Annotated in this window: 19 protein-coding genes and 1 riboswitch; of the genes, 8 read left to right on the forward strand and 11 right to left on the reverse strand. The window is 72.8% G+C overall.

The genetic code is table 11. The features are described from left to right. Positions 1 to 6: 6 nt before the first annotated feature. The 3 genes from AMK26_RS03720 to AMK26_RS03730 form a co-directional block, all read right to left on the reverse strand. On the reverse strand, positions 7 to 675 hold the full coding sequence (locus tag AMK26_RS03720) for an O-methyltransferase (protein ID WP_073751839.1): 669 nt from the start codon (positions 673 to 675) through the stop codon (positions 7 to 9). 37 nt (positions 676 to 712) lie between these two features. Beyond that, entirely contained in the window at positions 713 to 1,414 is a 702-nt protein-coding gene (locus AMK26_RS03725) for a pyridoxamine 5'-phosphate oxidase family protein (protein WP_073751841.1), read from the reverse strand. A 64-nt stretch (positions 1,415 to 1,478) separates the two neighbouring features. After that, positions 1,479 to 2,744, reverse strand: a complete 1,266-nt coding sequence (locus AMK26_RS03730) for a cytochrome P450 (protein ID WP_073751843.1) — start codon at positions 2,742 to 2,744, stop codon at positions 1,479 to 1,481. Positions 2,745 to 2,997: 253 nt separating this feature from the next. Between AMK26_RS03730 and AMK26_RS03735 the strand changes: the two genes are divergently transcribed. Further along, complete coding sequence (locus tag AMK26_RS03735) at positions 2,998 to 4,167, forward strand: steroid 3-ketoacyl-CoA thiolase (protein ID WP_073751845.1); 1,170 nt, start codon at positions 2,998 to 3,000, stop codon at positions 4,165 to 4,167. A 90-nt stretch (positions 4,168 to 4,257) separates the two neighbouring features. Here AMK26_RS03735 and AMK26_RS03740 read toward each other — a convergent pair whose 3' ends face one another. From AMK26_RS03740 to AMK26_RS03770, 7 genes are all read right to left on the reverse strand, one after another. Next, positions 4,258 to 4,659: a transglycosylase SLT domain-containing protein gene (locus AMK26_RS03740; RefSeq protein WP_073751847.1), complete on the reverse strand. Its 402-nt coding sequence runs from the start codon at positions 4,657 to 4,659 to the stop codon at positions 4,258 to 4,260. Positions 4,660 to 4,983: 324 nt separating this feature from the next. Further along, a complete protein-coding gene (locus AMK26_RS03745) occupies positions 4,984 to 5,832 on the reverse strand; it encodes an ECF transporter S component (protein WP_079277431.1) in 849 nt (282 codons plus the stop codon). Then, positions 5,796 to 7,526: an ABC transporter ATP-binding protein gene (locus AMK26_RS03750; RefSeq protein WP_073751851.1), complete on the reverse strand. Its 1,731-nt coding sequence runs from the start codon at positions 7,524 to 7,526 to the stop codon at positions 5,796 to 5,798. Before AMK26_RS03750 ends, AMK26_RS03745 begins: the two co-directional genes overlap by 37 nt. Beyond that, the gene (locus tag AMK26_RS03755) at positions 7,523 to 8,644 is read right to left on the reverse strand and encodes an energy-coupling factor transporter transmembrane component T (protein WP_241837809.1); all 1,122 of its coding nucleotides are present in this window, start codon (positions 8,642 to 8,644) and stop codon (positions 7,523 to 7,525) included. Before AMK26_RS03755 ends, AMK26_RS03750 begins: the two co-directional genes overlap by 4 nt. Beyond that, the gene (locus tag AMK26_RS38665) at positions 8,641 to 9,324 is read right to left on the reverse strand and encodes an SCO2322 family protein (protein ID WP_073751854.1); all 684 of its coding nucleotides are present in this window, start codon (positions 9,322 to 9,324) and stop codon (positions 8,641 to 8,643) included. The genes AMK26_RS03755 and AMK26_RS38665 overlap by 4 nt, the downstream gene beginning before the upstream one ends. Then, complete coding sequence (locus AMK26_RS03765; protein WP_073751856.1) at positions 9,324 to 10,601, reverse strand: prenyltransferase/squalene oxidase repeat-containing protein; 1,278 nt, start codon at positions 10,599 to 10,601, stop codon at positions 9,324 to 9,326. Before AMK26_RS03765 ends, AMK26_RS38665 begins: the two co-directional genes overlap by 1 nt. Positions 10,602 to 10,684: 83 nt before the next feature. Beyond that, a riboswitch (cobalamin riboswitch) is annotated at positions 10,685 to 10,810 on the reverse strand. Positions 10,811 to 10,852: 42 nt separating this feature from the next. Continuing rightward, entirely contained in the window at positions 10,853 to 11,887 is a 1,035-nt protein-coding gene (locus AMK26_RS03770; RefSeq protein ID WP_073751858.1) for an MBL fold metallo-hydrolase, read from the reverse strand. A 99-nt stretch (positions 11,888 to 11,986) separates the two neighbouring features. Between AMK26_RS03770 and AMK26_RS03775 the strand changes: the two genes are divergently transcribed. The 3 genes from AMK26_RS03775 to AMK26_RS03785 all read left to right on the forward strand — a co-directional run bounded on the left by AMK26_RS03775 (position 11,987) and on the right by AMK26_RS03785 (position 14,334). Further along, positions 11,987 to 13,447: an aldehyde dehydrogenase gene (locus AMK26_RS03775; RefSeq protein ID WP_073751860.1), complete on the forward strand. Its 1,461-nt coding sequence runs from the start codon at positions 11,987 to 11,989 to the stop codon at positions 13,445 to 13,447. Next, complete coding sequence (locus AMK26_RS03780) at positions 13,447 to 13,683, forward strand: ferredoxin (RefSeq protein WP_079277432.1); 237 nt, start codon at positions 13,447 to 13,449, stop codon at positions 13,681 to 13,683. The genes AMK26_RS03775 and AMK26_RS03780 overlap by 1 nt, the downstream gene beginning before the upstream one ends. Positions 13,684 to 13,806: 123 nt before the next feature. Further along, a complete protein-coding gene (locus AMK26_RS03785) occupies positions 13,807 to 14,334 on the forward strand; it encodes a hypothetical protein (RefSeq protein WP_073751864.1) in 528 nt (175 codons plus the stop codon). Between the two features lie 447 nt (positions 14,335 to 14,781). Here AMK26_RS03785 and AMK26_RS03790 read toward each other — a convergent pair whose 3' ends face one another. Continuing rightward, entirely contained in the window at positions 14,782 to 15,411 is a 630-nt protein-coding gene (locus AMK26_RS03790; protein ID WP_073751866.1) for a TetR family transcriptional regulator, read from the reverse strand. Positions 15,412 to 15,635: 224 nt separating this feature from the next. On the opposite strand from AMK26_RS03790, the gene AMK26_RS03795 reads away from it, so the two are divergent. From AMK26_RS03795 to AMK26_RS03810, 4 genes are all read left to right on the forward strand, one after another. Beyond that, positions 15,636 to 16,946, forward strand: a complete 1,311-nt coding sequence (locus AMK26_RS03795; protein ID WP_073751868.1) for a glycosyltransferase family 4 protein — start codon at positions 15,636 to 15,638, stop codon at positions 16,944 to 16,946. 46 nt (positions 16,947 to 16,992) lie between these two features. Continuing rightward, on the forward strand, positions 16,993 to 17,733 hold the full coding sequence (locus tag AMK26_RS03800; protein ID WP_073751870.1) for a class I SAM-dependent methyltransferase: 741 nt from the start codon (positions 16,993 to 16,995) through the stop codon (positions 17,731 to 17,733). Beyond that, positions 17,730 to 18,803, forward strand: a complete 1,074-nt coding sequence (locus AMK26_RS03805) for a prenyltransferase/squalene oxidase repeat-containing protein (protein ID WP_073751872.1) — start codon at positions 17,730 to 17,732, stop codon at positions 18,801 to 18,803. Before AMK26_RS03800 ends, AMK26_RS03805 begins: the two co-directional genes overlap by 4 nt. Before the next feature lie 222 nt (positions 18,804 to 19,025). Beyond that, on the forward strand, positions 19,026 to 19,610 hold the full coding sequence (locus tag AMK26_RS03810; protein ID WP_443333135.1) for an AMIN-like domain-containing (lipo)protein: 585 nt from the start codon (positions 19,026 to 19,028) through the stop codon (positions 19,608 to 19,610). Positions 19,611 to 19,638 lie beyond the last annotated feature (28 nt).

Below are 19,638 nucleotides of genomic sequence, written 5' to 3' on the forward strand. Positions count from 1 at the left end.
GGCCGCTCAGGCCGCCACGCGGGCCAGCAGCATTCCGTCGTAGCCCTTTCCGCCCACCGTCTGGAGCGCCGTGGCGTCCAGGCGGGGGTCGCGGGCGACGAGGTCGAACATCTCGCGCGTCGCGATCACCGACGGGTCCGCCGACGTCTCGTCGGTGATCGCGCCGCCGCGTACCACGTTGTCGACGATGATCAGGCTGCCCGGCCGGGTCAGCCGCAGCGACCACTCCACGTACCGCGGGTTGTTGGGCTTGTCGGCGTCGATGAAGACCAGGTCGAACGGGCCGGCGCCCTCCTCGGCCAGCTTCGGCAGCGTGTCGAGGGCCGCGCCCGTCCGTACCTCGGCCACCTTGTCCAGCCCCGCCCGGGCGAGGTTCGCGCGGGCGACGCCGGCGTGCTCCGGGTTGTACTCCAGCGAGATCAGCCTGCCGTCCGCCGGCAGCGCGCGGGCCAGCCACATGGTGCTGTAGCCGCCGAGCGTGCCGATCTCCAGGATCGTGCGCGCGCCTTGCGTGCGGGCCAGCAGGTGCAGCAGTTTGCCCTGCGGTGGCGTCACGCCGATCGCCGGCAGGCCCGCCGCGTCGCTGTCGGCGAGCGCGGCGGCCAGTGCCTCGTCGGCGGGCGCGAGCATGTCGGTGAGGTAGTCGTCCACGGCGGTCCATCGCTCCAGGCTCATGGAACCGAACGTACGTCACACCACCACGTCCACGGGGTCATCCACGCCCGGCGAGGGCCGCGATGTGCGCGGGTACCGGCAGGCCGGCGGGCAGCAGCGGGTCGGGCTCGGGGGCGCCGAAGACCGGCCGGTACGGAACGACCCCGGCCCACAGGCCCAGCTCGGCGTCCGGGCCCTCCCCGTCGTCCGGCGGGCCCACCGCGATCTTCACCGACGCCTCGTCGAGCGGCAGGGCGAGCAGCGAGGTGGCCGCCAGCTCCTTCCTGCTGGGCGTACGCGCGTACTCCCACTGCCCGGGTGCGCAGTTCTCGGTCAGCACGCGCAGCCCGTGCAGCAGCTCCTCGCGGTCGGTGACGCGGCGCGGGGTGCCGTGGACCATGGCGCAGCGGTAGTTGACGCCGTGCTCGAAGACGGAACGGGCGAGGACCAGCCCGTCGACGTGGGTGACGGTGACGCACACGGGGGCGCCGGGGGACTGGACGAGGCTGCGGCTGGCGACGGAGCCGTGCAGGTAGAGCACACGGGCCTCGAAGTCCACGCCGTAGACGGTCGGTACGGCCAGCGGTGCCCCGTCGACGACCACGGCGAGGTGGCAGACGAATCCGGCGCGCAGGATGTCGTCGAGGTCCGAGCGCAGGGTGCTGCCCTTCTCCCGCAGCCTCCGGTGCCGGGTCCGCTCGGTGACCGCCAGACGCTCCGGACACTCCCCGTGCTGCTGATTCAGTTGTTCCTCACCCATGTGCCCACCGTTCCCGTTGCGACGTACTGGTCGCACCCACCTTTTCAGTGGGTATGGGCAGGACTCAAGAGGTACGGGGGCCGAGGCTGACCTGGAGCTCCTTGATGCCGTTCAGCCAGGCCGCGCGCAGCCGGCGCGGGTCGCCGGCGAGGCGGAGGCCGGGCAGACCGTCGGCGATGGCGTTGAAGATCAGGTCGATCTCCAGGACGGCGAGCGACTTGCCGAGGCAGAAGTGCGGGCCTCCGCCGCCGAAGCCGATGTGGGGGTTGGGGTCGCGGGTGATGTCGAAGCGTTCGGGGTGGTCGAAGACGTCGGGGTCGTTGTTGGCGGAGGAGTAGAACAGGCCGACCCGGTCGCCCGCCTTGATCTTCTGGCCGCCGAGTTCCAGGTCGCGGGTGGCGGTGCGCTGGAAGGAGACGACGGGGGTGGCCCAGCGGACGATCTCCTCGGCCGCCGTCGAGGGGCGCTCCCGCTTGTACAGATCCCACTGTTCGGGGTGGGTGAGGAAGGCGTGCATGCCGTGGCTGATGGCGTTACGGGTGGTCTCGTTGCCCGCCACCGCGAGGAGGATGACGAAGAAGCCGAACTCGTCGCCCGCGAGGTTGCCCTCGTCCTCCGCCGCGACCAGCGTGGAGACGATGTCCTTGGCCGGACACTCCTTGCGCGCGGCGGCCAGGTTCATCGCGTACGAGACGATCTCCATGGCCGCCTCGGTGCCGACCTCCTCGGTGATGGCGTACTCGGGGTCGTCGTACGCCGCCATCTTGTTGGACCAGTCGAATATCTTGACGCGGTCCTCCTGGGGCACGCCGATCAGCTCGGCGATGGCCTGGAGCGGCAGTTCGACGGCGATGTTGGTGACGAAGTCGAAGGAGCCGTCGTCGCCCGCGTTCGCGACCGCCGTCTCCACGATGGAGCGGGCCCGGTCGCGCAGGGCGGTCTCCAGGGACCGGATCGCGCGGGGCGTGAAGCCGCGCTGGACGATCTGGCGGACCCGGGTGTGCTCGGGCGGGTCCATGTTGATCATGATCAGCTTCTGGGCGTCGATCTGGTCGCGGCTGATCCTCTCGTTGAACCGGATGATCGCGGTGTTGGTGTTCGACGAGAACAGCTCCGGGTGCGTCGATACGTACTTGACGTCGGCGTGCCGGGTCACCGCCCAGTACCCCTCGTCGTCGAACCCGGAGATGCCGCGCGGCTGCGCGCACCACCAGACCGGGGCTGTCCGCCGCATCTCGGCGAACTCGGGCAGCGGGACGCGGGCTTGGAGGAGGTCGGGGTCGGTGAAGTCGAACCCTTGGGGCAGCGGGGGGAGATGGGGGCAGGTCATCGGCGATCTCCATGTCTGACGGCCCATCAGAATTGTCCGAAAGGTAGTAACGGGTTCCACAAGTGGCAAGAGCCATGGGGCCTTCCGTTGTGTGCACGACCCTTGCGTACCGGCGGTAGCCCTCATAAGACTGAGGGAAGAACTAGAACGCGTACTAGTTCGAGTCCGGGGGCTGGGGGGTGTCCCCGACCACACACAGCCCCCCGCGCGGGCGCCGGGACGCCTCGCGGGCGGGCGAGGAGAGGACGAGCTCATGGCCGCGGAACCCGTCATCGTCGAAGCCGTACGCACCCCCATCGGGAAGCGTGGAGGCGCACTCGCCAACCTCCACCCCGCCTACCTCCTGGGTGAGACCTACCGCGAACTCCTCGGCCGCACCGGCATCCACGCCGACTGCGTCGAACAGATCGTCGGCGGTACGGTCACCCACGCCGGCGAACAGTCCATGAACCCCGCCCGCACCGCCTGGCTGGCCATGGGCCTGCCCTACGAGACCGCCGCCACCACCGTCGACTGCCAGTGCGGCTCCTCGCAGCAGGCCTCCCACATGGTCGCCAACATGATCGCCTGCGGGGTCATCGACGTCGGCATCAGCTGCGGCGTCGAGGCCATGTCCCGCGTACCGCTCGGCAGTGGCTCCAAGCACGGGCCCGGAAAGCCCTTCCCCGACGAGTGGAACGTCGACCTGCCCAACCAGTTCGAGGCCGCCGAGCGCATCGCCCGCCACCGGGGCCTGACGCGCGGCTGCGTCGACGAGCTCGGGCTGCTGTCGCAGGCGCGCGCCGCCACCGCGTGGGCGGAGGAGCGCTTCAAGCGTGAGACGTTCGCCGTCCAGGTGCCGACCACGGAGGAGGAGCAGCGCGAGGGGCAGGGCATGTGGCGGCTCGTCGACCGCGACGAAGGGCTGCGCGACACCAGCATGGAAGCGCTCGCCCGGCTCAAGCCCATCATGCCGACCGCCGTCCACACCGCCGGGAACTCCTCCCAGATATCCGACGGCGCCGCCGCCCTGATGTGGGCGTCCAAGCGCATGGCCCGGGCGCTGAAACTGAAACCCCGCGCCCGGATCGTCGCCCAGGCCCTCGTCGGCTCCGACCCGCACTTCCACCTCGACGGGCCCATCGACGCCACCCGCGCGGTCCTGGGCAAGGCCGGAATGTCGCTCAAGGACATCGACCTCGTCGAGATCAACGAGGCCTTCGCGTCCGTGGTGCTCAGCTGGGCGCGGGTCTTCGACCAGGACCTGGAGAAGGTCAACGTCAACGGCGGAGCCATCGCCCTCGGTCACCCGGTGGGCGCGACGGGCGCGCGGCTCATCACCACCGCGCTGCACGAACTGGAGCGGGCCGACCAGGAGTTCGCGCTCGTCACGATGTGCGCGGGCGGCGGGCTGGCGACGGGCACGATCATCCAGCGGCTGTGACGCCCCTGGAAACGGGAAGCCCCGGTGAAACGGGAAAGCCCCGGTGAACGTCGTTCACCGGGGCCTGCGTCGTCATCTGCCGGGTGTGGCTCAGTACCAGCCGTTGGCCTGCCAGAAGTTCCAGGCGCCGCACGGGCTGCCGTAGCGGTCGTTCATGTAGTCCAGGCCCCACTCGATCTGAGTGGCGGGGTTGGTCTTCCAGTCCGAACCGGCCGACGACATCTTCGAGGCCGGCAGGGCCTGCACCAGGCCGTAGGCGCCGGACGAGGAGTTCGTGGCGGTCGGGTTCCAGCTGGACTCGTGCTCCACGATGTTGCTGAAGCACTGGTACTGGCCCGCCGGGACCATCTTCTTCGCGATGTCCTGCGCGGAGGCCGCCTGAGCCGGAGCGGTGGTGCCCAGCACGGCGCCGGTGGCGCCCAGCAGCACGGCGGCGCCGGCGGCGAGGGACTTGGGACGGGCGGAGAAACGGCTGACGAGCGAGCGGAACACGTGGGTGACCTAACGTCGGGGACACGGGACGTCGCACAGGCATGCCGGACCACGCCAGGGGCGGGGGGACGGGGCTGCCAGGAGCGCTGCGATGCGAGCTGCGCCCGGCGACATCACCAGAGAAACAGGGCGGTTCCGCCGCTGCAAGGACCTCTGTTACTAGGCGAAGCCGGACTCGGGGGCGGAAGGTCTCGCCGCCCCCGAGGGCGATCAGTGCAGGTCGCCACGGGAGGATACGGGCCGGACGGCTGTCCGTTCTGCCCCACTATCGTCCCTCGTATGTGACCTAGGTCCTGTGGGGCGGCTCACCCTCGAAGGACCCTTTCAGGCCCTCTCGGCGCCTTCGAATGTGACCTGCGCCTCGAAGGCCGCCCGCCGTGTCGCACGGCGCAGCGCCTTCAGAACCGTCGATCCGATGGTCAGCACCAGGACGACGGTGAGCGCCGCCCGCCCCAGGTCCCAGCCGAGCGACGTCGCCGCGCAGTACGCCACGAACCGGACCAGGTTCTCGTGCACCGGATCACCGGGATGGAACGAGATCCCGCTGCCCATCCCCTGCAGCGTCACCCAGCCCTGCAGGTTCATCACGGTCCCGTACGCGAACGCCGCCACCGCCCCGTACAGCGACAGCATCAGCAGCTCACCCCGCCCCCGCAGCCGGGCCGGCCCCGGCAACAGCCCCGCGCCCATCGTGAACCAGCCCATCGACAGCATCTGGAACGGCATCCACGGGCCCACCCCGCCGGTCAGCAGCGCCGACGCGAACATCGTCACCGCGCCCAGCACGAAACCGAACCCCGGGCCGAGGACACGGCCGCTCAGCACCATCAGGAAGAACATCGGCTCCAGGCCCGCCGTGCCCGCGCCCAGCGGGCGCAGCGCCGCGCCGACCGCCGCCAGCACCCCCAGCATCGCCACCGCCTTGGCGTCCATCCCGCAGTCGGCGATCGTCGCCACCACCACGGCCACCAGCAGCGGCAGCAGCACGGCCAGCAGCCACGGCGCGTCCTGGGACCGGCCCGCCAGCACCGACGAGCCGTCCGCGAGGAGCGGCCAGCCGAAGGCGACCACCCCGATGGCGCTGATCAGTACGAGGGCGGCAACCGAGCGGGGCCCGAGCCGCACCGGACGCGCGGTCACAGGGCCGCCTCCACCTGCGAGACGGTCAGCCACGGCTGCGGCGCCAGGATTTTCGCCACCTGCGGGGCGAAGGCGGGCGAGGAGACGACGACCTCATGCGTCGGCCCGTCCGCGACGACCTCCCCCTCGGCCAGGACGACCACCCGGTGCGCCAGCTCGGCGGCCAGCTCCACGTCGTGCGTCGCCATGACGATGGCGTGCCCGTCGGCGGCCAGACCCTTCAGCACGCCGGCCAGCCGGGCCTTCGCCGCGTAGTCCAGCCCCCGCGTCGGTTCGTCGAGCAGCAGCAGCGGGGGCCGGGCGGTCAGCACGACTGCCAGCGCCAGGGCGAGCCGCTGCCCCTCCGACAGGTCCCGGGGATGCGTGCCGTCGGCCACGCCCGGCAGCAGCTCCGACACCAGGGCCCGGCAGGCCCCCGGCCCGGCACCCGCGTCGGCGTCGGCGGCCGCGCACTCGGCGGCCACGGTGTCCGCGTACAGCAGGTCACGTGGCTCCTGCGGTACGAGCCCCACCTGCCGGACCAGCTCCCTCGGTGGCGTCCGGTGCGGAACCCGGCCACCCACGAGCACGCTGCCGCCCGCCGGCTCGACCATCCCGGCCAGCGCCCCGAGCAGGGTCGACTTCCCGGCCCCGTTGCGCCCCATGACCGCCACGGTCTCCCCGGCCCGCACGTCCAGCCCGACGTCCCGCAGCGCCTCGACCCGCCCGCGCCGCACGTCCAGCCCCCGCACCTGGGCGACGGGACCCCCGGCGTTCCCGGCGTTCCCGGCGCTCCCGGCGGGGGCGGCCGCGTCGCCGCGCAGCAGGCGGCTCAGCACCGCCCGCACACCGGACGGCGCCTCCGGGGCCGACCGCTCGCGCGAGGCGGGAGCCTGGGGGTACCCCGTCGTATCCCCACGTACCGGGGAAAGCCCCACCAGCCGTTCCCGCAGCCCGCCCGCGCGGCGACGCGCGTCGCGGACCGACAGCGCAAGCGGGTCCCAGCCCGCCAGGCGGCCGAGGGCGACCACCGGGGGGTGGACGGGGGAGACGGCCATCACCTCGGCCGGAGGCCCGAGGACCACCGGGGCGCCGGGGGCGCCCAGCAGCGCCACCTGGTCGGCGTACTGGACCACCCGCTCCAGGCGGTGCTCGGCCATCAGCACCGTGGTGCCCAGGTCGTGGACCAGGCGCTGCAGGACCGCGAGGACCTCCTCCGCGGCAGCCGGGTCCAGCGCCGACGTCGGCTCGTCGAGCACGAGCACCTTCGGGTGCGGGGTCAGCACGGAGCCGATCGCGACCCGCTGCCGCTGGCCGCCCGACAGCGTCGCGATCGGCCGGTCCCGCAACGACGCCAGGCCCAGCAGGTCCAGGGTCTCCTCCACCCGGCGCCGCATCACCTCGGGCGCGAGGCCCAGCGACTCCATGCCGTACGCCAGCTCGTCCTCCACCGTGTCGGTGACGAAGTGCGCGAGGGGGTCCTGGCCCACCGTGCCGACGACATCCGCCAGCTCACGCGGCTTGTGGGTACGGGTGTCACGGCCGTCGACGGTGACCCGGCCGCGCAGAGTGCCGCCCGTGAAGTGCGGCACCAGGCCCGACACCGCGTTCAGCAGCGTCGACTTGCCCACCCCGGACGGGCCCACCAGCAGCACCAGCTCGCCCTCCGGGACGGCCAGGTCGACACCCACCAGCGTGGGCGCGCCGGCGTCGGCGTACGTCACCGTCACGTTCTCGAACCGGATCACACGGACTCCTTCGGCAACGAGGTCGGCAGCGAGGTCGGCAGCGAGGTCGGCAACGGGGCCACGAACGCGGGCAGCAGGCCCACCAGAACGGACAGCGCCGGCCACACCGGGAGCTCCGGCGCGGCGAGCGGGACGACACCGGGGTGCAGCGCCGCCGCGTCGAAGGCGACCACCAGCGCCGCCACCACCGCCCCCGACCCCGCCACCAGCCAGGCCCGCGCACCCCACCGGTCCGGCCGGTACCGGGTACGTACCGAACGGCGGCCGCCCAGCCGCAGCCCCGCCAGCACCATGACCACCCCCGCCCCGACCAGCGGCACGGCGTACGCGCCCCCGGAAGCCGCCAGCAGCCCGTACGCCCCGACGCACACCCCGAGCAGACCGCCCAGCGTCAGCACCGTCGTCGCGTGCCGCACCCCGCGCGGCACCGGCGCCGTCCGCCCGTACCCCCGCGCGTCCATCGACGCGGCGACCGCCACCGACCGCTCCAAAGCACCCTCCAGCACCGGCAGCCCCACCTGGAGCACCGCCTTCACCCCGCCCGCCGGCCGCCCCCGCAGCCGCCGCGCGGTGCGCAGCCGCACCACATCGGCGACCATGTTCGGCGCGAACGTCATCGCGACGACCACGGCCACTCCCACCTCGTACAGCGCACCCGGCAGCGACTTCAGCAGCCGCGCCGGGTTCGCGAGCGCGTTCGCGGCGCCCACGCAGATCAGCAGCGTCGCCAGCTTCGCCCCGTCGTACAGCGCGAACACCAGCTGCTCGGCGGTCACCGGGCCCCCGATCCGCACGCCCTGCGCCCAGGCGGGCAGCGGCACTTCGGGGAGCGTCACCAGCAGACGCGTACCGGGGATGGGCGAACCGAGGACCACCGAGAACACCAGCCGGATCACCAGCACGGCCAGGCCCAGCTTCACGAACGCGCCGTACGAGCGCGCCCACGGCGCATCGGTGCGGCGGGCCGCCACCACATACCCCGCCACGCCGACCAGCAGCCCCAGCAGCAGCGGGTTGGTCGTGCGGGACGCGGCGACGGCCAGGCCCAGCGCCCACAGCCACCACGCGCCCGCGTGCAGCGCGTTGGAGCGGTTCGCCTCCGGTGCGCGGAGGTTCACCGGCGACGACGGCGGGCCTGCCACACGGCGGCGGCGCCCAGGACGGCGACGGCGGCCAGACCGGCGACGAGTCCGATCGACGGGCCGGGTTCGAGGTCCATGACGGGGTGGGACTCGGGCGACCCGGACGGCGACCGGGCCGGGTCCGGCGTGGAGGCCTCCGGCCGGGGGTTCCACGACACCAGCTCACCGCACCCCGTCCTGGGATAGTCGGCGATCGCGCACAGCAGGCCCTGGTTGTTGTACCGCAGCGGCTCGGCGACCGCCGCGAGCGCGTCAGCGGTCGTCGCGTCCGTACGCACCCGCGCGCAGGCGGTGCGCAGCGCGGGCGGCGGCTTTGGCTCGTACTCCGAGGCGTCGGCCGGCGTACCGAAGTCGATGACCAGGCCGATCCGTTTGGTGCCGTCCTCGGCGGGCGTCGCACCGCAGATCGCGGCGAAGTCGGGCGCCCGGCGCGGCCGGGGCGCGTTCTGGGAGTCGGGGCTCACCGCGAACCGGAAGCCCGTCACGTCACCGTCGGCGGGCCGGGCGGTGCCCGGACCCTGCGTGGCGTACGTCCAACCACCCCCGCTGCTCTCCCAGAACGACCAGTAGCGGTAACCGGCCGCCTGCGCGGGTCCGGCGAGGCCGAGCAGCACGGCACAGGCGGCGAGCAGCGGGACCAGGATCCGGGCGCGCATCACCGCTGCCGGTCCCGCTTGCGGCCGCTGAGCAGGAACCCGATGCCCATGCCGGCGACCAGGAAGACGGCGACGGCGAGCCAGACGTTGAAGCCCGGCTCCTCTTCCGTCTCCCGCTGTTGCGTCCCCTCCTCCAGAGGCAGCGACTTCGGCGCCGGACCGGTCGCGTTGAGCTGCTGTACGAGGTCGACGCCGCCGAAGTCACGGGCGTCCGCGCCCACCGTGTGGGCGGCGAGGACCAGCTGGGCCCAGGCGGCGGGGCCGTTCTCCCTGGCCCACGCGGCGGAGTTCTGCTTCAGCCATTCCAGGGCACCGGTCGCCATGCCGATGTGCCCGGCCGCGCCGAGGGCGATGACGGCGTCGGCCGTGTTGCCGATGTCCGGCTGGGGCGCGGTGGTGGCGGCGCCGGGCATGGGCGGCAGATCGAGGTGGCCGGTGCCGGCCAGGCTGTTGACCAGGTAGGCGGCGCCGTTGCGGGCGGCACGCTCCACGCTCGGTTTACCCCCGGTGGCGCAGGTCGGCTTCTGCTCCGGCCTCGCCCCCCGCGTCTGGAGGTCCTTGCCCAGCCCGGCGAGCACGGCGGCGGCGGTGGCGTCACCGTTCGCGACGAGCGCGCCGGTCTTCGGGTCGGGCTGGTAGGCGAAGGCGCCCGCGCCCTCCTTGGCGTCGCAGGGGATCGCGAAGCCGAGCAGCGCGTCGTACGGCGTCTTCCCACCGCTCGACCGGATCTCGCCGGGCCGGTGGCCGGTCGCGGCGAGCGCGCTGACGACGAGGGACGTGGAATTGGCGTCGCTGGGCGCGCCGGGGTTGTAGCCCCAGCCGCCGTCCTCGTTCTGGACGCCCTTCAGCCAGGCCGCGCCCGCGCCCATGGCCTTGCTGACCGGGTCGGTCCCGGGCTCCGCCGCCTCGGGCCTGTCGACGCCGGACAGCGCCTGTACGGCGACGGCGGTGGCGTTGGTGTCCAGCAGCGTCTTCGGGTCGCAGGTCCTGGCCGGGTCGGGGCGGTAGGAGGCGAAGCCGCCGCTGTCGCACTGCTGCTTCAGCAGCCAGTCCACGGCCTTGCGGTTCGGCTCGACGCCGGACACCTGCTGGGCCATGAAGGCGAGCGACTGCCGCCACACCCCGTCGTACGTGGGGTCCTTCGTGCCGTACAGGCCGGCGGGGATCACCGGCGACGGCGCGGGAGAGGGGGCCGCGTACGCGAGGGTCGCGGTCCCGGACAGCAGCACGGCGGCGGCGAGCGCCGCGGCGCCGTGGCGGACGCGAACGGTGGTCATGGCTTCGGTGGCCTCTCCTGCGGGAGCCGGGCACCGGCACGCGAAAGGCACCAGGCTCCGGCCCCGTACTCCTCGACGGTGCCGGTCACCGGGCGGTCGATCCCGGTGACGCGAGCCGAACACGTGCGCGTACGGGGCGATCCGGCTCACCGCCGGGAAGACGGCGGTTCACGGTTGCGGGGTCAGCGCCGGATTCGCACCGGCTTCCCCCCGTACGGGCATGATGACGACCCGCTCACTCTACCGGTGGGTCATACAGCCAGGTACGTCACGGGGTCGCTGCCCGGCACCGGCTCCACGCGCCCCAGCTTCACCAGCCGCCGCAGGTGCGCCTCCGCCTCCGAGACGGCGATGGTGCGCGAGCCGTACGGGATGCGGTCCCAGGGGCGGTTCCACTCCATGCGCTCGGCGAGCTGCCAGGGGGTGAGCGGGGTGGTGAGCAGGCCGGCCAGGCCGGTCAGCCGCTCCTCGTGGTGGGCGAGCAGCTCCCGCACCCGCTCCTCGGCGCCGGTGAAGGCGTGCTGGTGGGCGGGGAGCACCTCGGCGACACCGAGCCGGCCGACCCGCTCCAGCGAGTCCAGGTAGTCCCCGAGAGGATCCGTCACGGTCGCGTCGTCGGGGTCCTCGTACAGCCCGATGTGCGGGCTGATCCCGGGCAGCAGGTGGTCGCCGGAGAACAGCCGCCCATGGCCGGGCCGGCGAGCCGGGTGCTCCTCCTCCAGGTGCAGGCAGACGTGACCGGGCGTGTGGCCGGGCGTCCAGATGGCGCGCAGCCGCCGCCCCGGCAGGTCGAGCAGCTCCCCGGGCGCGATCTCCCGGTCGGGCAGGACGGGCTGCGGCAGAGGGAGGGCACCGGCGCGTGCGGACCGCAGCGGGGCGGTGTGCTCGTCGGGCGCGCCGGAGGCGGTGAGCTTCGCCAGCAGGTAGTCGAGCCAGGCGCCCGGCTCGGCGTCACGGGTGCGGCGTACGACGGCGATGTCGGCGGCGTGCATGGCGATCCAGGCGCCGGACGCCTCCCGGACCCGGCCGCACAGGCCGTGGTGGTCGGGGTGGTGGTGGGTGACGAGGACGCCGTGGACGTCCCGGACGGAGGTGCCCAGCGCGGTGAGCCCCTCGCACAGCTCGGTCCAGGAGCCGGGGTCGTCCCAGCCGGTGTCGACGAGAACGGGGCCCCGGTCGGTGTCGACGACGTGGACGAGGGTGTGGCCGAGGGGGTTGTCCGGGATGGTGACCGCGATGCTCGATACGCCGCCCCCGTGGTCGTGCACCTGCGGTCCTGGTGGCATGAGCCCTCATCTCCCCACGGCGGTACGGCCATTGCCCAGTATAACTAGAACTGGTATCAGTTCTGAGACAGTGTCAGAAACTGCGGGAGGCGGCGCGCCATGACCGAGCTGGTCGAGCACGGAAAGCTGTTCATCGGCGGCGAGTTCGCCGACCCCCTCGGCGACGACGTCATCGAAGTGACCTCGCCGCACACCGAGCAGGTCATCGGCCGGGTGCCGCACGCTTCCCGGGCCGACGTCGACCGCGCGGTCGCGGCGGCGCGCCGGGCCTTCGACGAGGGCCCCTGGCCCCGGATGTCCCTGGACGAGCGGATCGCCGTCGTCACCCGTATCAAGGACGCCATCGCCGTACGGCACGAGGAGATCGCCCGGACGGTCAGCGCGCAGAACGGCTCCCCCTACTCGTGGAGCGTCCTCGCGCAGGCGCTCGGCGCGATGATGGTGTGGGACGCGGCGATCACGGTCGCCCGCGACCACCCGTACGAAGTGGAGCGCGCCGGCGTCCTCGGCCCGATCCTGGTGCGGCGCGAGCCGGTCGGGGTGGTCGCGGCGGTGGTGCCGTGGAACGTCCCGCAGTTCACAGCCGCGGCGAAGCTGGGCCCGGCATTGCTGGCCGGCTGCACGGTGGTGCTCAAGCCGTCGCCGGAGACACCCCTGGACGCGTACATCCTGGCCGACATCGCACGGGAGGCCGGGCTGCCGGAGGGCGTGCTGTCGATCCTGCCCGCCGACCGGGAGGTCAGCGAGTACCTGGTCGGCCACCCCGGCGTCGACAAGGTGTCCTTCACCGGCTCCGTCGCGGCGGGCAAGCGCGTGATGGAGGTCGCCTCGCGCAACCTCACGCGCGTCACCCTGGAGCTGGGCGGCAAGTCCGCGGCCGTCGTCCTGCCGGACGCCGACCTGGAGGCCGCCGTCGCCGGGATCGTCCCGGCCGCCTGGATGAACAACGGCCAGGCGTGCGTGGCCCAGACGCGGATCCTCGCCCCGCGCTCCCGGTACGACGAGTTCGCCGAAGCCCTCGCCGCGGCGGCCGGCGCCCTGGTGGTCGGCGACCCGCTCGACCCGGCCACCCAGGTCGGCCCGCTCGTCGCCCGGCGCCAGCAGCAGCGGTCCCTCGACTACATCCGCATCGGCCAGGAGGAGGGCGCCAAGATCCTCGCGGGCGGTGGCCGCCCGGCCGGCCACGAGCGCGGCTGGTACGTCGAGCCGACCCTCTTCGGCGACGTCCACAACGACATGCGCCTCGCCCGCGAGGAGATCTTCGGCCCGGTGATCTGCCTGCTGCCGTACGGGGACGAGGCCGAGGCCCTCAAGATCGCCAACGACTCGGAGTACGGCCTCAGCGGCAGCGTGTGGACCGCCGACGTCGACCACGGCATCGACTTCGCCCGCCAGGTCCGCACCGGCACCTTCAACGTCAACACCTTCAGCCTGGACATGCTGGGCCCGTTCGGCGGCTACAAGAACTCGGGCCTGGGCCGGGAGTTCGGACCCGAGGGCTACGACGCGTACCTGGAGTACAAGATGATCCACCTCCCCGCCGGCCACGAGGCACGGTGATGGGCGACCGCTGGCACGTGGAGGTCGACCGCAACGTCTGCATCGGCTCCGGCATGTGCGCGCACCACGCCCCGCACGGCTTCGCCCTGGACACCGCCCGGCAGTCCCGCCCACGGGCCGCCCGGACCGACGCCGACGAGCGGATCCTCGCCGCGGCCGAGGGCTGCCCGGTGGAGGCGATCACGATCGCACTGGCGGACGGCGGCGAGCAGGTCTTCCCCCCTGACGAAGAGTGAAGGAGCCGCGAAGGAACGGCGCGCGGTGCCCGTCGTTGCCCGGCCCGCCCACCACGACCATGCGAAACTTCTCCCTTGATCACGAGGGCAAGGGGCCCACGTGCACGCGGGATCGGGAGATTCGTGCGCAAGGCGAAGTTGGCGGCCGCGGCCGCCGGTGTGGTGCTGCTGGTCGCGGGCTGCGGCGGCGGTGGTACGGACAAGGGAACGGGCCCCACGTCCGGCTCCCCGGCCCCGGCCGGTGCGGGCGCGGAGGCGGAGGGCGGCAGCCTGGACGCGGCGGCGGTGACCAAGGAGATCGGCGACGCGGCGACGGCGGCGGGCTTCACCAAGAAGCCCTCGGACGACGTCCCGCCGGCCCTCGCGTCCTGCATGGTCGACTGGGCGGTCGACGGCGAGAAGGCCACCGACACGAAGAAGTCCTACGACGACACGGTCGCGGCCCTCGCCAAGAACGGCTGGAAGGAGTCGCAGAGCTTCGACCAGAAGGGCTCGGTGATCAAGTCGCTGGCCAAGAGCGGCTGGACGCTGAAGGCGAGCCACCACGGGCAGGGCGGCTTCGTCACCGTGATGTTCATCGCCACGGACAACAGCCCGGCGTGCGAGAAGGCCTTCCGGGAAGACCTGGAGAAGAACAAGAACACCCAGTAACACCCACCCAGTGCGGGGCCGTGCCCCCCACCGCCCCGCAGTCGGCCGACGGCCGGGGCGGGGCCGTGCAGGGTCGTCCCCGCAGAGGTTGGCGGCGTCTGATGGGTTCCCTTGTTCCGTACCCAAGGCCGCCGGCCTCGAGGGGTGCCCCCTCTGGGGGAGAGACGAGCCCGGAGGGGCCACGCCCCCCACCCCCCGGCAGGCCGCCGACCCGCACCGCCCCGGGGGGAACCGAGAAAGGGCGCCGTGCCGTTCCGTTGTGCCCACCCGTTCCGCCTTGCGGAAGGACTGCCCACAACGGGAAGGAAGGGCGGGGCCCTGCGGGGGCGACTGCCCACAACGGGTCGAGGCACCGCCCTGCGGGGCGAGCCGCCCACGACGTGCGGGGCGAGCCGCCCGCAACGGGCGGGCGGGATCCCGGCGGGGGCCGCCCAAGTGGGCGGGGCGTCAGGCTGTGGGTCCGGGCCCCGGGGTGGCGTCCGGGGTCGTCAGGTCGATCAGACGGCACGCCGTCTCGATGTCGATCTTCACCTGGGCGATCGACGCCCGGCCCGACAGCCAGGTGATCAGCGCCGAGTGCCAGGTGTGCTCGATCACCCGCACCGCGGAGAGCTGCTGCGGCGTCGGGTGCTCCAGACCCATCGCGTCCAGGATGATCGCCGTCGTCTGCCGGGACACCGTGTCCACCTCCGGGCTCACGCTGCGGTCCGCGAACGTCAGCGCCCGCACCATCGCGTCCGCGAGGTGCGGCTCGCGCTGGAGGGCGCGGAAGGCGCGCATCAGCGTCTCGGCCACCCGCTGGGAGGCGGACTCCCCGGCCGGCGGGCGCTTGCGCAGCGTCGTGTGCAGGTGGTCCAGCTGGTCCTGCATGGTGGCGACCAGCAGGTGGATCTTGGACGGGAAGTACCGGTACAGCGTGCCCAGCGCGACCCCGGCGGCCTCGGCGACCTCGCGCATCTGGACCGCGTCGAAGCCGCCCCGGCCGGCCAGCTGCGCGCTGGCGTGGAGGATCCGGCGGCGGCGCGCCTCCTGGCGCTCGGTGAGCGGCGGCGACGCCGGTCTGTCTTCCGCTGTCATCTGTCCCGTTCCGTCGTTCGTTCCGTTCCATGGCGTACCGGTGTGCCCACGGGCCGGTACCGCCCGGCGGCGCCCGTCGTGGCGTGAATCACCTGTTCCGGCCCTCACAGCGGCGCTACCTGCCGGTAGATTCGAAGCTCCTTGGACGATCAAGTCTGAAACTTGTTCTAGATTAGCGCGACCGGTTAGGCTCCGGCGAAACGCAGGCAAGAAGGGGGCCGCGAGTGACCGCTGAGGCCATAGAGGCAGGCCCCCGCGGCGGTGTCACCGGGGGCGACGACCTCCCGCTGCGCATCGCGCTCCTTACGTACAAGGGGAACCCGTTCTGCGGCGGACAAGGCGTCTACGTACGTCACCTCTCCCGCGAACTCGCCCGCCTCGGGCACCGCGTCGAGGTGATCGGCTCCCAGCCCTACCCCGTACTGGACGACGGCGTCCCCCTCACCGAGCTCGCCAGCCTCGACCTCTACCGGCAGCCCGACCCCTTCCGCACGCCGAAGCGCGACGAGTACCGCGACTGGATCGACGCCCTCGAAGTCGCCACCATGTGGACCGGCGGCTTCCCCGAGCCGCTCACCTTCTCGCTGCGCGCCCGCCGCCACCTGGCCGCCCGGCGCGGCGACTTCGACGTCGTCCACGACAACCAGACCCTCGGCTACGGCCTCCTCGGCGACCTCGGCGCCCCGCTCGTTACCACCATCCACCACCCCATCACGGTGGACCGGCAGCTGGAACTCGACGCCGCGCCCGACTGGAAGCGCCGCGCCTCCGTCCGCCGCTGGTACGCCTTCACGCGCATGCAGAAGCGCGTCGCGCGCCGCCTCCCCTCCGTACTCACCGTCTCCGGCACCTCCCGCGACGAGATCGTCGAGCACCTCGGCGTACGGCAGGACCGCATCCGCGTCGTCCACATCGGCGCCGACACCGACCTGTGGTCCCCCGACCCGGCCGTCCCCGAGGTGCCCGGCCGGATCGTCACCACCTCCAGCGCGGACGTCCCGCTCAAGGGCCTCGTCCACCTCGTCGAGGCACTCGCCAAGCTCCGCACCGAGAACCCCGACGCCCACCTCGTCGTCGTCGGCAAGCGCGCCGAGGACGGGCCGGTCGCCCAGGCCATCGAGCGGTACGGGCTCGACGGCGCCGTCCGGTTCGTCAAGGGCATCACGGACGCCGAGCTCGTGGACCTGTACCGGGGCGCCCAAGTGGCGTGCGTACCTTCGCTGTACGAGGGGTTCTCGCTGCCCGCCGCCGAAGCCATGGCCACCGGGACGCCCCTGGTCGCCACCACGGGCGGCGCGATCCCCGAGGTCGCAGGCCCCGACGGCGAGACCTGCCTGGCCGTCCCGCCCAGCGACGCCGGCGCCCTCGCGGCGGCCCTCGGCCGACTCCTCGGCGACGCCGGCGCCGAACTGCGCACCCGCCTCGGCACGGCCGGCCGCGCCCGGGTGCTGGACAGGTTCACCTGGGCCCGCGCGGCCCAGGGCACGGCGGAGCTGTACCGCGAGGCGATCGCGGCGCGCGGAGCCCGCCGGTGACCCACCCCCGTACACCTTCCCCCCTCCGTGAAAGCAGGCCGTCCCCGTGCTGACCGTCGACTTCACCCGCTTCCCGCTCGCCCCCGGCGACCGCGTCCTCGACCTGGGCTGCGGTGCCGGGCGGCACGCCTTCGAGTGCTACCGGCGCGGAGCCCAGGTCGTCGCCCTCGACCAGAACGGCGAGGAGATCCGCGAGGTCGCCAAGTGGTTCGCCGCCATGAAGGAGGCCGGTGAGGCGCCCGCCGGAGCGACCGCCACCGCCATGGAGGGCGACGCGCTCAACCTGCCCTTCCCCGACGAGTCGTTCGACGTCGTGATCATCTCCGAGGTCATGGAGCACATCCCGGACGACAAGGGCGTCCTCGCCGAGATGGTCCGCGTCCTCAAGCCGGGCGGCCGCATCGCCGTCACCGTCCCCCGCTACGGCCCCGAGAAGGTCTGCTGGGCACTCTCCGACGCGTACCACGAGGTCGAGGGCGGCCACATCCGTATCTACAAGGCCGACGAACTCCTCGCCAAGATCCGCGAGGCCGGCCTCAAGCCGTACGGCACCCACCACGCGCACGCGCTGCACTCGCCGTACTGGTGGCTCAAGTGCGCGTTCGGCGTCGACAACGACAAGGCCCTGCCGGTGCGCGCGTACCACAAGCTGCTGGTCTGGGACATCATGAAGAAGCCCCTGGCCACCCGCCTCGCCGAGCGGGCCCTCAACCCGGTCATGGGCAAGAGCTTCGTGGCGTACGCGACCAAGCCCCACCTCCCGAAGGCCGAGGCCGAGACCGCGTGACGAGCCCCGAGAGGACCGAACACCTCGTCCTGCCCGGCGTCCTCACCGCCGAGCAGGCCGCCGAGACCGTCGCCGGCATCCTCGCCGTCCAGCGCGAGGACGGCGCCATCCCCTGGTTCCGCGGCCACCACCTCGACCCGTGGGACCACACCGAGGCGGCCATGGCCCTGGACACGGCCGGCGAGCACGACGCGGCCGCCCGCGCCTACGAGTGGCTCGCCCGCCACCAGAACGAGGACGGCTCGTGGTACGCCGCCTACCACGACGGCGACCACACCCAGGTCACCGACCACGGCCGCGAGACCAACTTCTGCGCCTACATAGCGGTCGGCGTCTGGCACCACTACCTCTCCACCGGCGACGACACCTTCCTCGACCGCATGTGGCCCGTCGTCTACGCGGCCGTGGAGTTCGTGCTGCGGCTCCAGCAGCCCGGCGGCCAGATCGGCTGGAAGCGCGAGCCCGACGGCACGCCCATCACCGACGCCCTGCTGACCGGCTCCTCCTCCATCCACCAGGCGCTGCGCTGCGCCCTGGCCATCGCCGAGGAGCGCGAGGAGCCCCAGCCCGACTGGGAGCTGGCCGCCGGCGCGCTCGCCCACGCCATCCGCCACCACCCGGAGCGGTTCCTCGACAAGAACCGCTACTCGATGGACTGGTACTACCCCGTCCTCGGCGGCGCCGTCACCGGCGCGGCCGCCAAGGAGCGCATCGAGAGCGCCTGGGACGACTTCGTGGTCCCCGGCCTCGGCGTACGCTGCGTCCTGCCCAACCCCTGGGTGACGGGCGGCGAGAGCTGCGAACTGGCCCTGACGCTGTGGGTGATGGGCGAGTCCGACCGCGCGCTGGAGATTCTCCAGTCCATCGGCCACCTGCGCGCCGACGGTGGCATGTACTGGACGGGGTACGTCTTCGAGGGCAACCGCGCCTTCTGGCCCGAGGAGCTCACCACCTGGACGGCGGGCTCCCTGCTGCTGGCGGTGGCGGCCCTGGGGGGAGACGAGGCGACGACCGCGGTCTTCGGCGGCGAGCGGCTGCCACACGGCCTGGCCCCGGACTGCTGCCGGTGACGGCGCGGCGGCGGGATGGCGTAACGGCGTGACGACGCGATGGCGTGACGGTGCGGTGGCGTGACGGCGTGATGGCCTGAACCCGCCCCCGCCCGGATTCGCCAGCCTCGGGGCGGGGTACCCGAGTTCACCGATCGAGACGGTGTTGCGGGCGATTCGTCCGCAACCATCCCGCTGTCCCGATCGTCCAACACAATAAAGGCCCAGCGTCAGGGGAAAACAATGAAACGACGCGCCACGGCACTGGTGACGCTCCTGCTCACAGGCGCCGGATTCGGGATGCTGACGGTGCCCGCCGAGGCGGCCCCCGCAGTGACCACGCAGGCCACCGCTGTCTGCCCCACCGGCTGGGGCAGCGCCCAGAAGACCGGCGTCAGCGCCGCGACCGCCTCCCTGGTGGACATCAGGACCGGCCGCCACGACTGCTTCGACCGCATGGTCTTCCACGCGCCGGGCATCGGCAGCAGCAAGATCGGCTACCACATCCGGTACGTCGACCGGGTGTACCAGGACGGCTCAGGCCAGTACGTCCCGGTCGCCGGCGGAGCCCGTCTGGAAGTGCGCATCGCCGCGCCCAGCTACAACCCCGAGACCGGCGGACAGACCTACCGGGGGAAGGTGGCCCAGCCGCTGCCCGGTGTGAACCTCACCGGGTACCGCACGTTCAAGGACGCCCGGTTCGTCGGCAGCTTCGAGGGTGACACCCAGATCGGCCTCGGCGTCCGCGCCCGGCTGCCGTTCCGGGTCCTGCACCTGCCCGACCGCCTCGTGGTGGACGTCGCCCACACATGGGGCGCCGCTCGCTGAGGCCCATGTCGTCGCCGGTCGGCACCCG

The sequence above is a fragment of the Streptomyces sp. CB03234 genome (genome assembly GCF_001905885.1).
In the GTDB taxonomy this organism is placed as follows: Bacteria; Actinomycetota; Actinomycetes; order Streptomycetales; family Streptomycetaceae; genus Streptomyces.

Bases quoted from the DNA above. Each gene is read 5' to 3' on its own strand.
- AMK26_RS03810 (WP_443333135.1), top strand. From the start codon at position 19,026: ATGAAACGACGCGCCACGGCACTGGTGACGCTCCTGCTCACAGGCGCC.
- AMK26_RS38665 (WP_073751854.1), bottom strand. From the start codon at position 9,324: ATGCGCGCCCGGATCCTGGTCCCGCTGCTCGCCGCCTGTGCCGTGCTG.
- AMK26_RS03790 (WP_073751866.1), bottom strand. From the start codon at position 15,411: ATGACAGCGGAAGACAGACCGGCGTCGCCGCCGCTCACCGAGCGCCAG.
- AMK26_RS03765 (WP_073751856.1), bottom strand. From the start codon at position 10,601: ATGACCACCGTTCGCGTCCGCCACGGCGCCGCGGCGCTCGCCGCCGCC.
- AMK26_RS03735 (WP_073751845.1), top strand. From the start codon at position 2,998: ATGGCCGCGGAACCCGTCATCGTCGAAGCCGTACGCACCCCCATCGGG.
- AMK26_RS03775 (WP_073751860.1), top strand. From the start codon at position 11,987: ATGACCGAGCTGGTCGAGCACGGAAAGCTGTTCATCGGCGGCGAGTTC.
- AMK26_RS03720 (WP_073751839.1), bottom strand. From the start codon at position 675: ATGAGCCTGGAGCGATGGACCGCCGTGGACGACTACCTCACCGACATG.
- AMK26_RS03770 (WP_073751858.1), bottom strand. From the start codon at position 11,887: ATGCCACCAGGACCGCAGGTGCACGACCACGGGGGCGGCGTATCGAGC.
- AMK26_RS03780 (WP_079277432.1), top strand. From the start codon at position 13,447: ATGGGCGACCGCTGGCACGTGGAGGTCGACCGCAACGTCTGCATCGGC.
- AMK26_RS03725 (WP_073751841.1), bottom strand. From the start codon at position 1,414: ATGGGTGAGGAACAACTGAATCAGCAGCACGGGGAGTGTCCGGAGCGT.
- AMK26_RS03730 (WP_073751843.1), bottom strand. From the start codon at position 2,744: ATGACCTGCCCCCATCTCCCCCCGCTGCCCCAAGGGTTCGACTTCACC.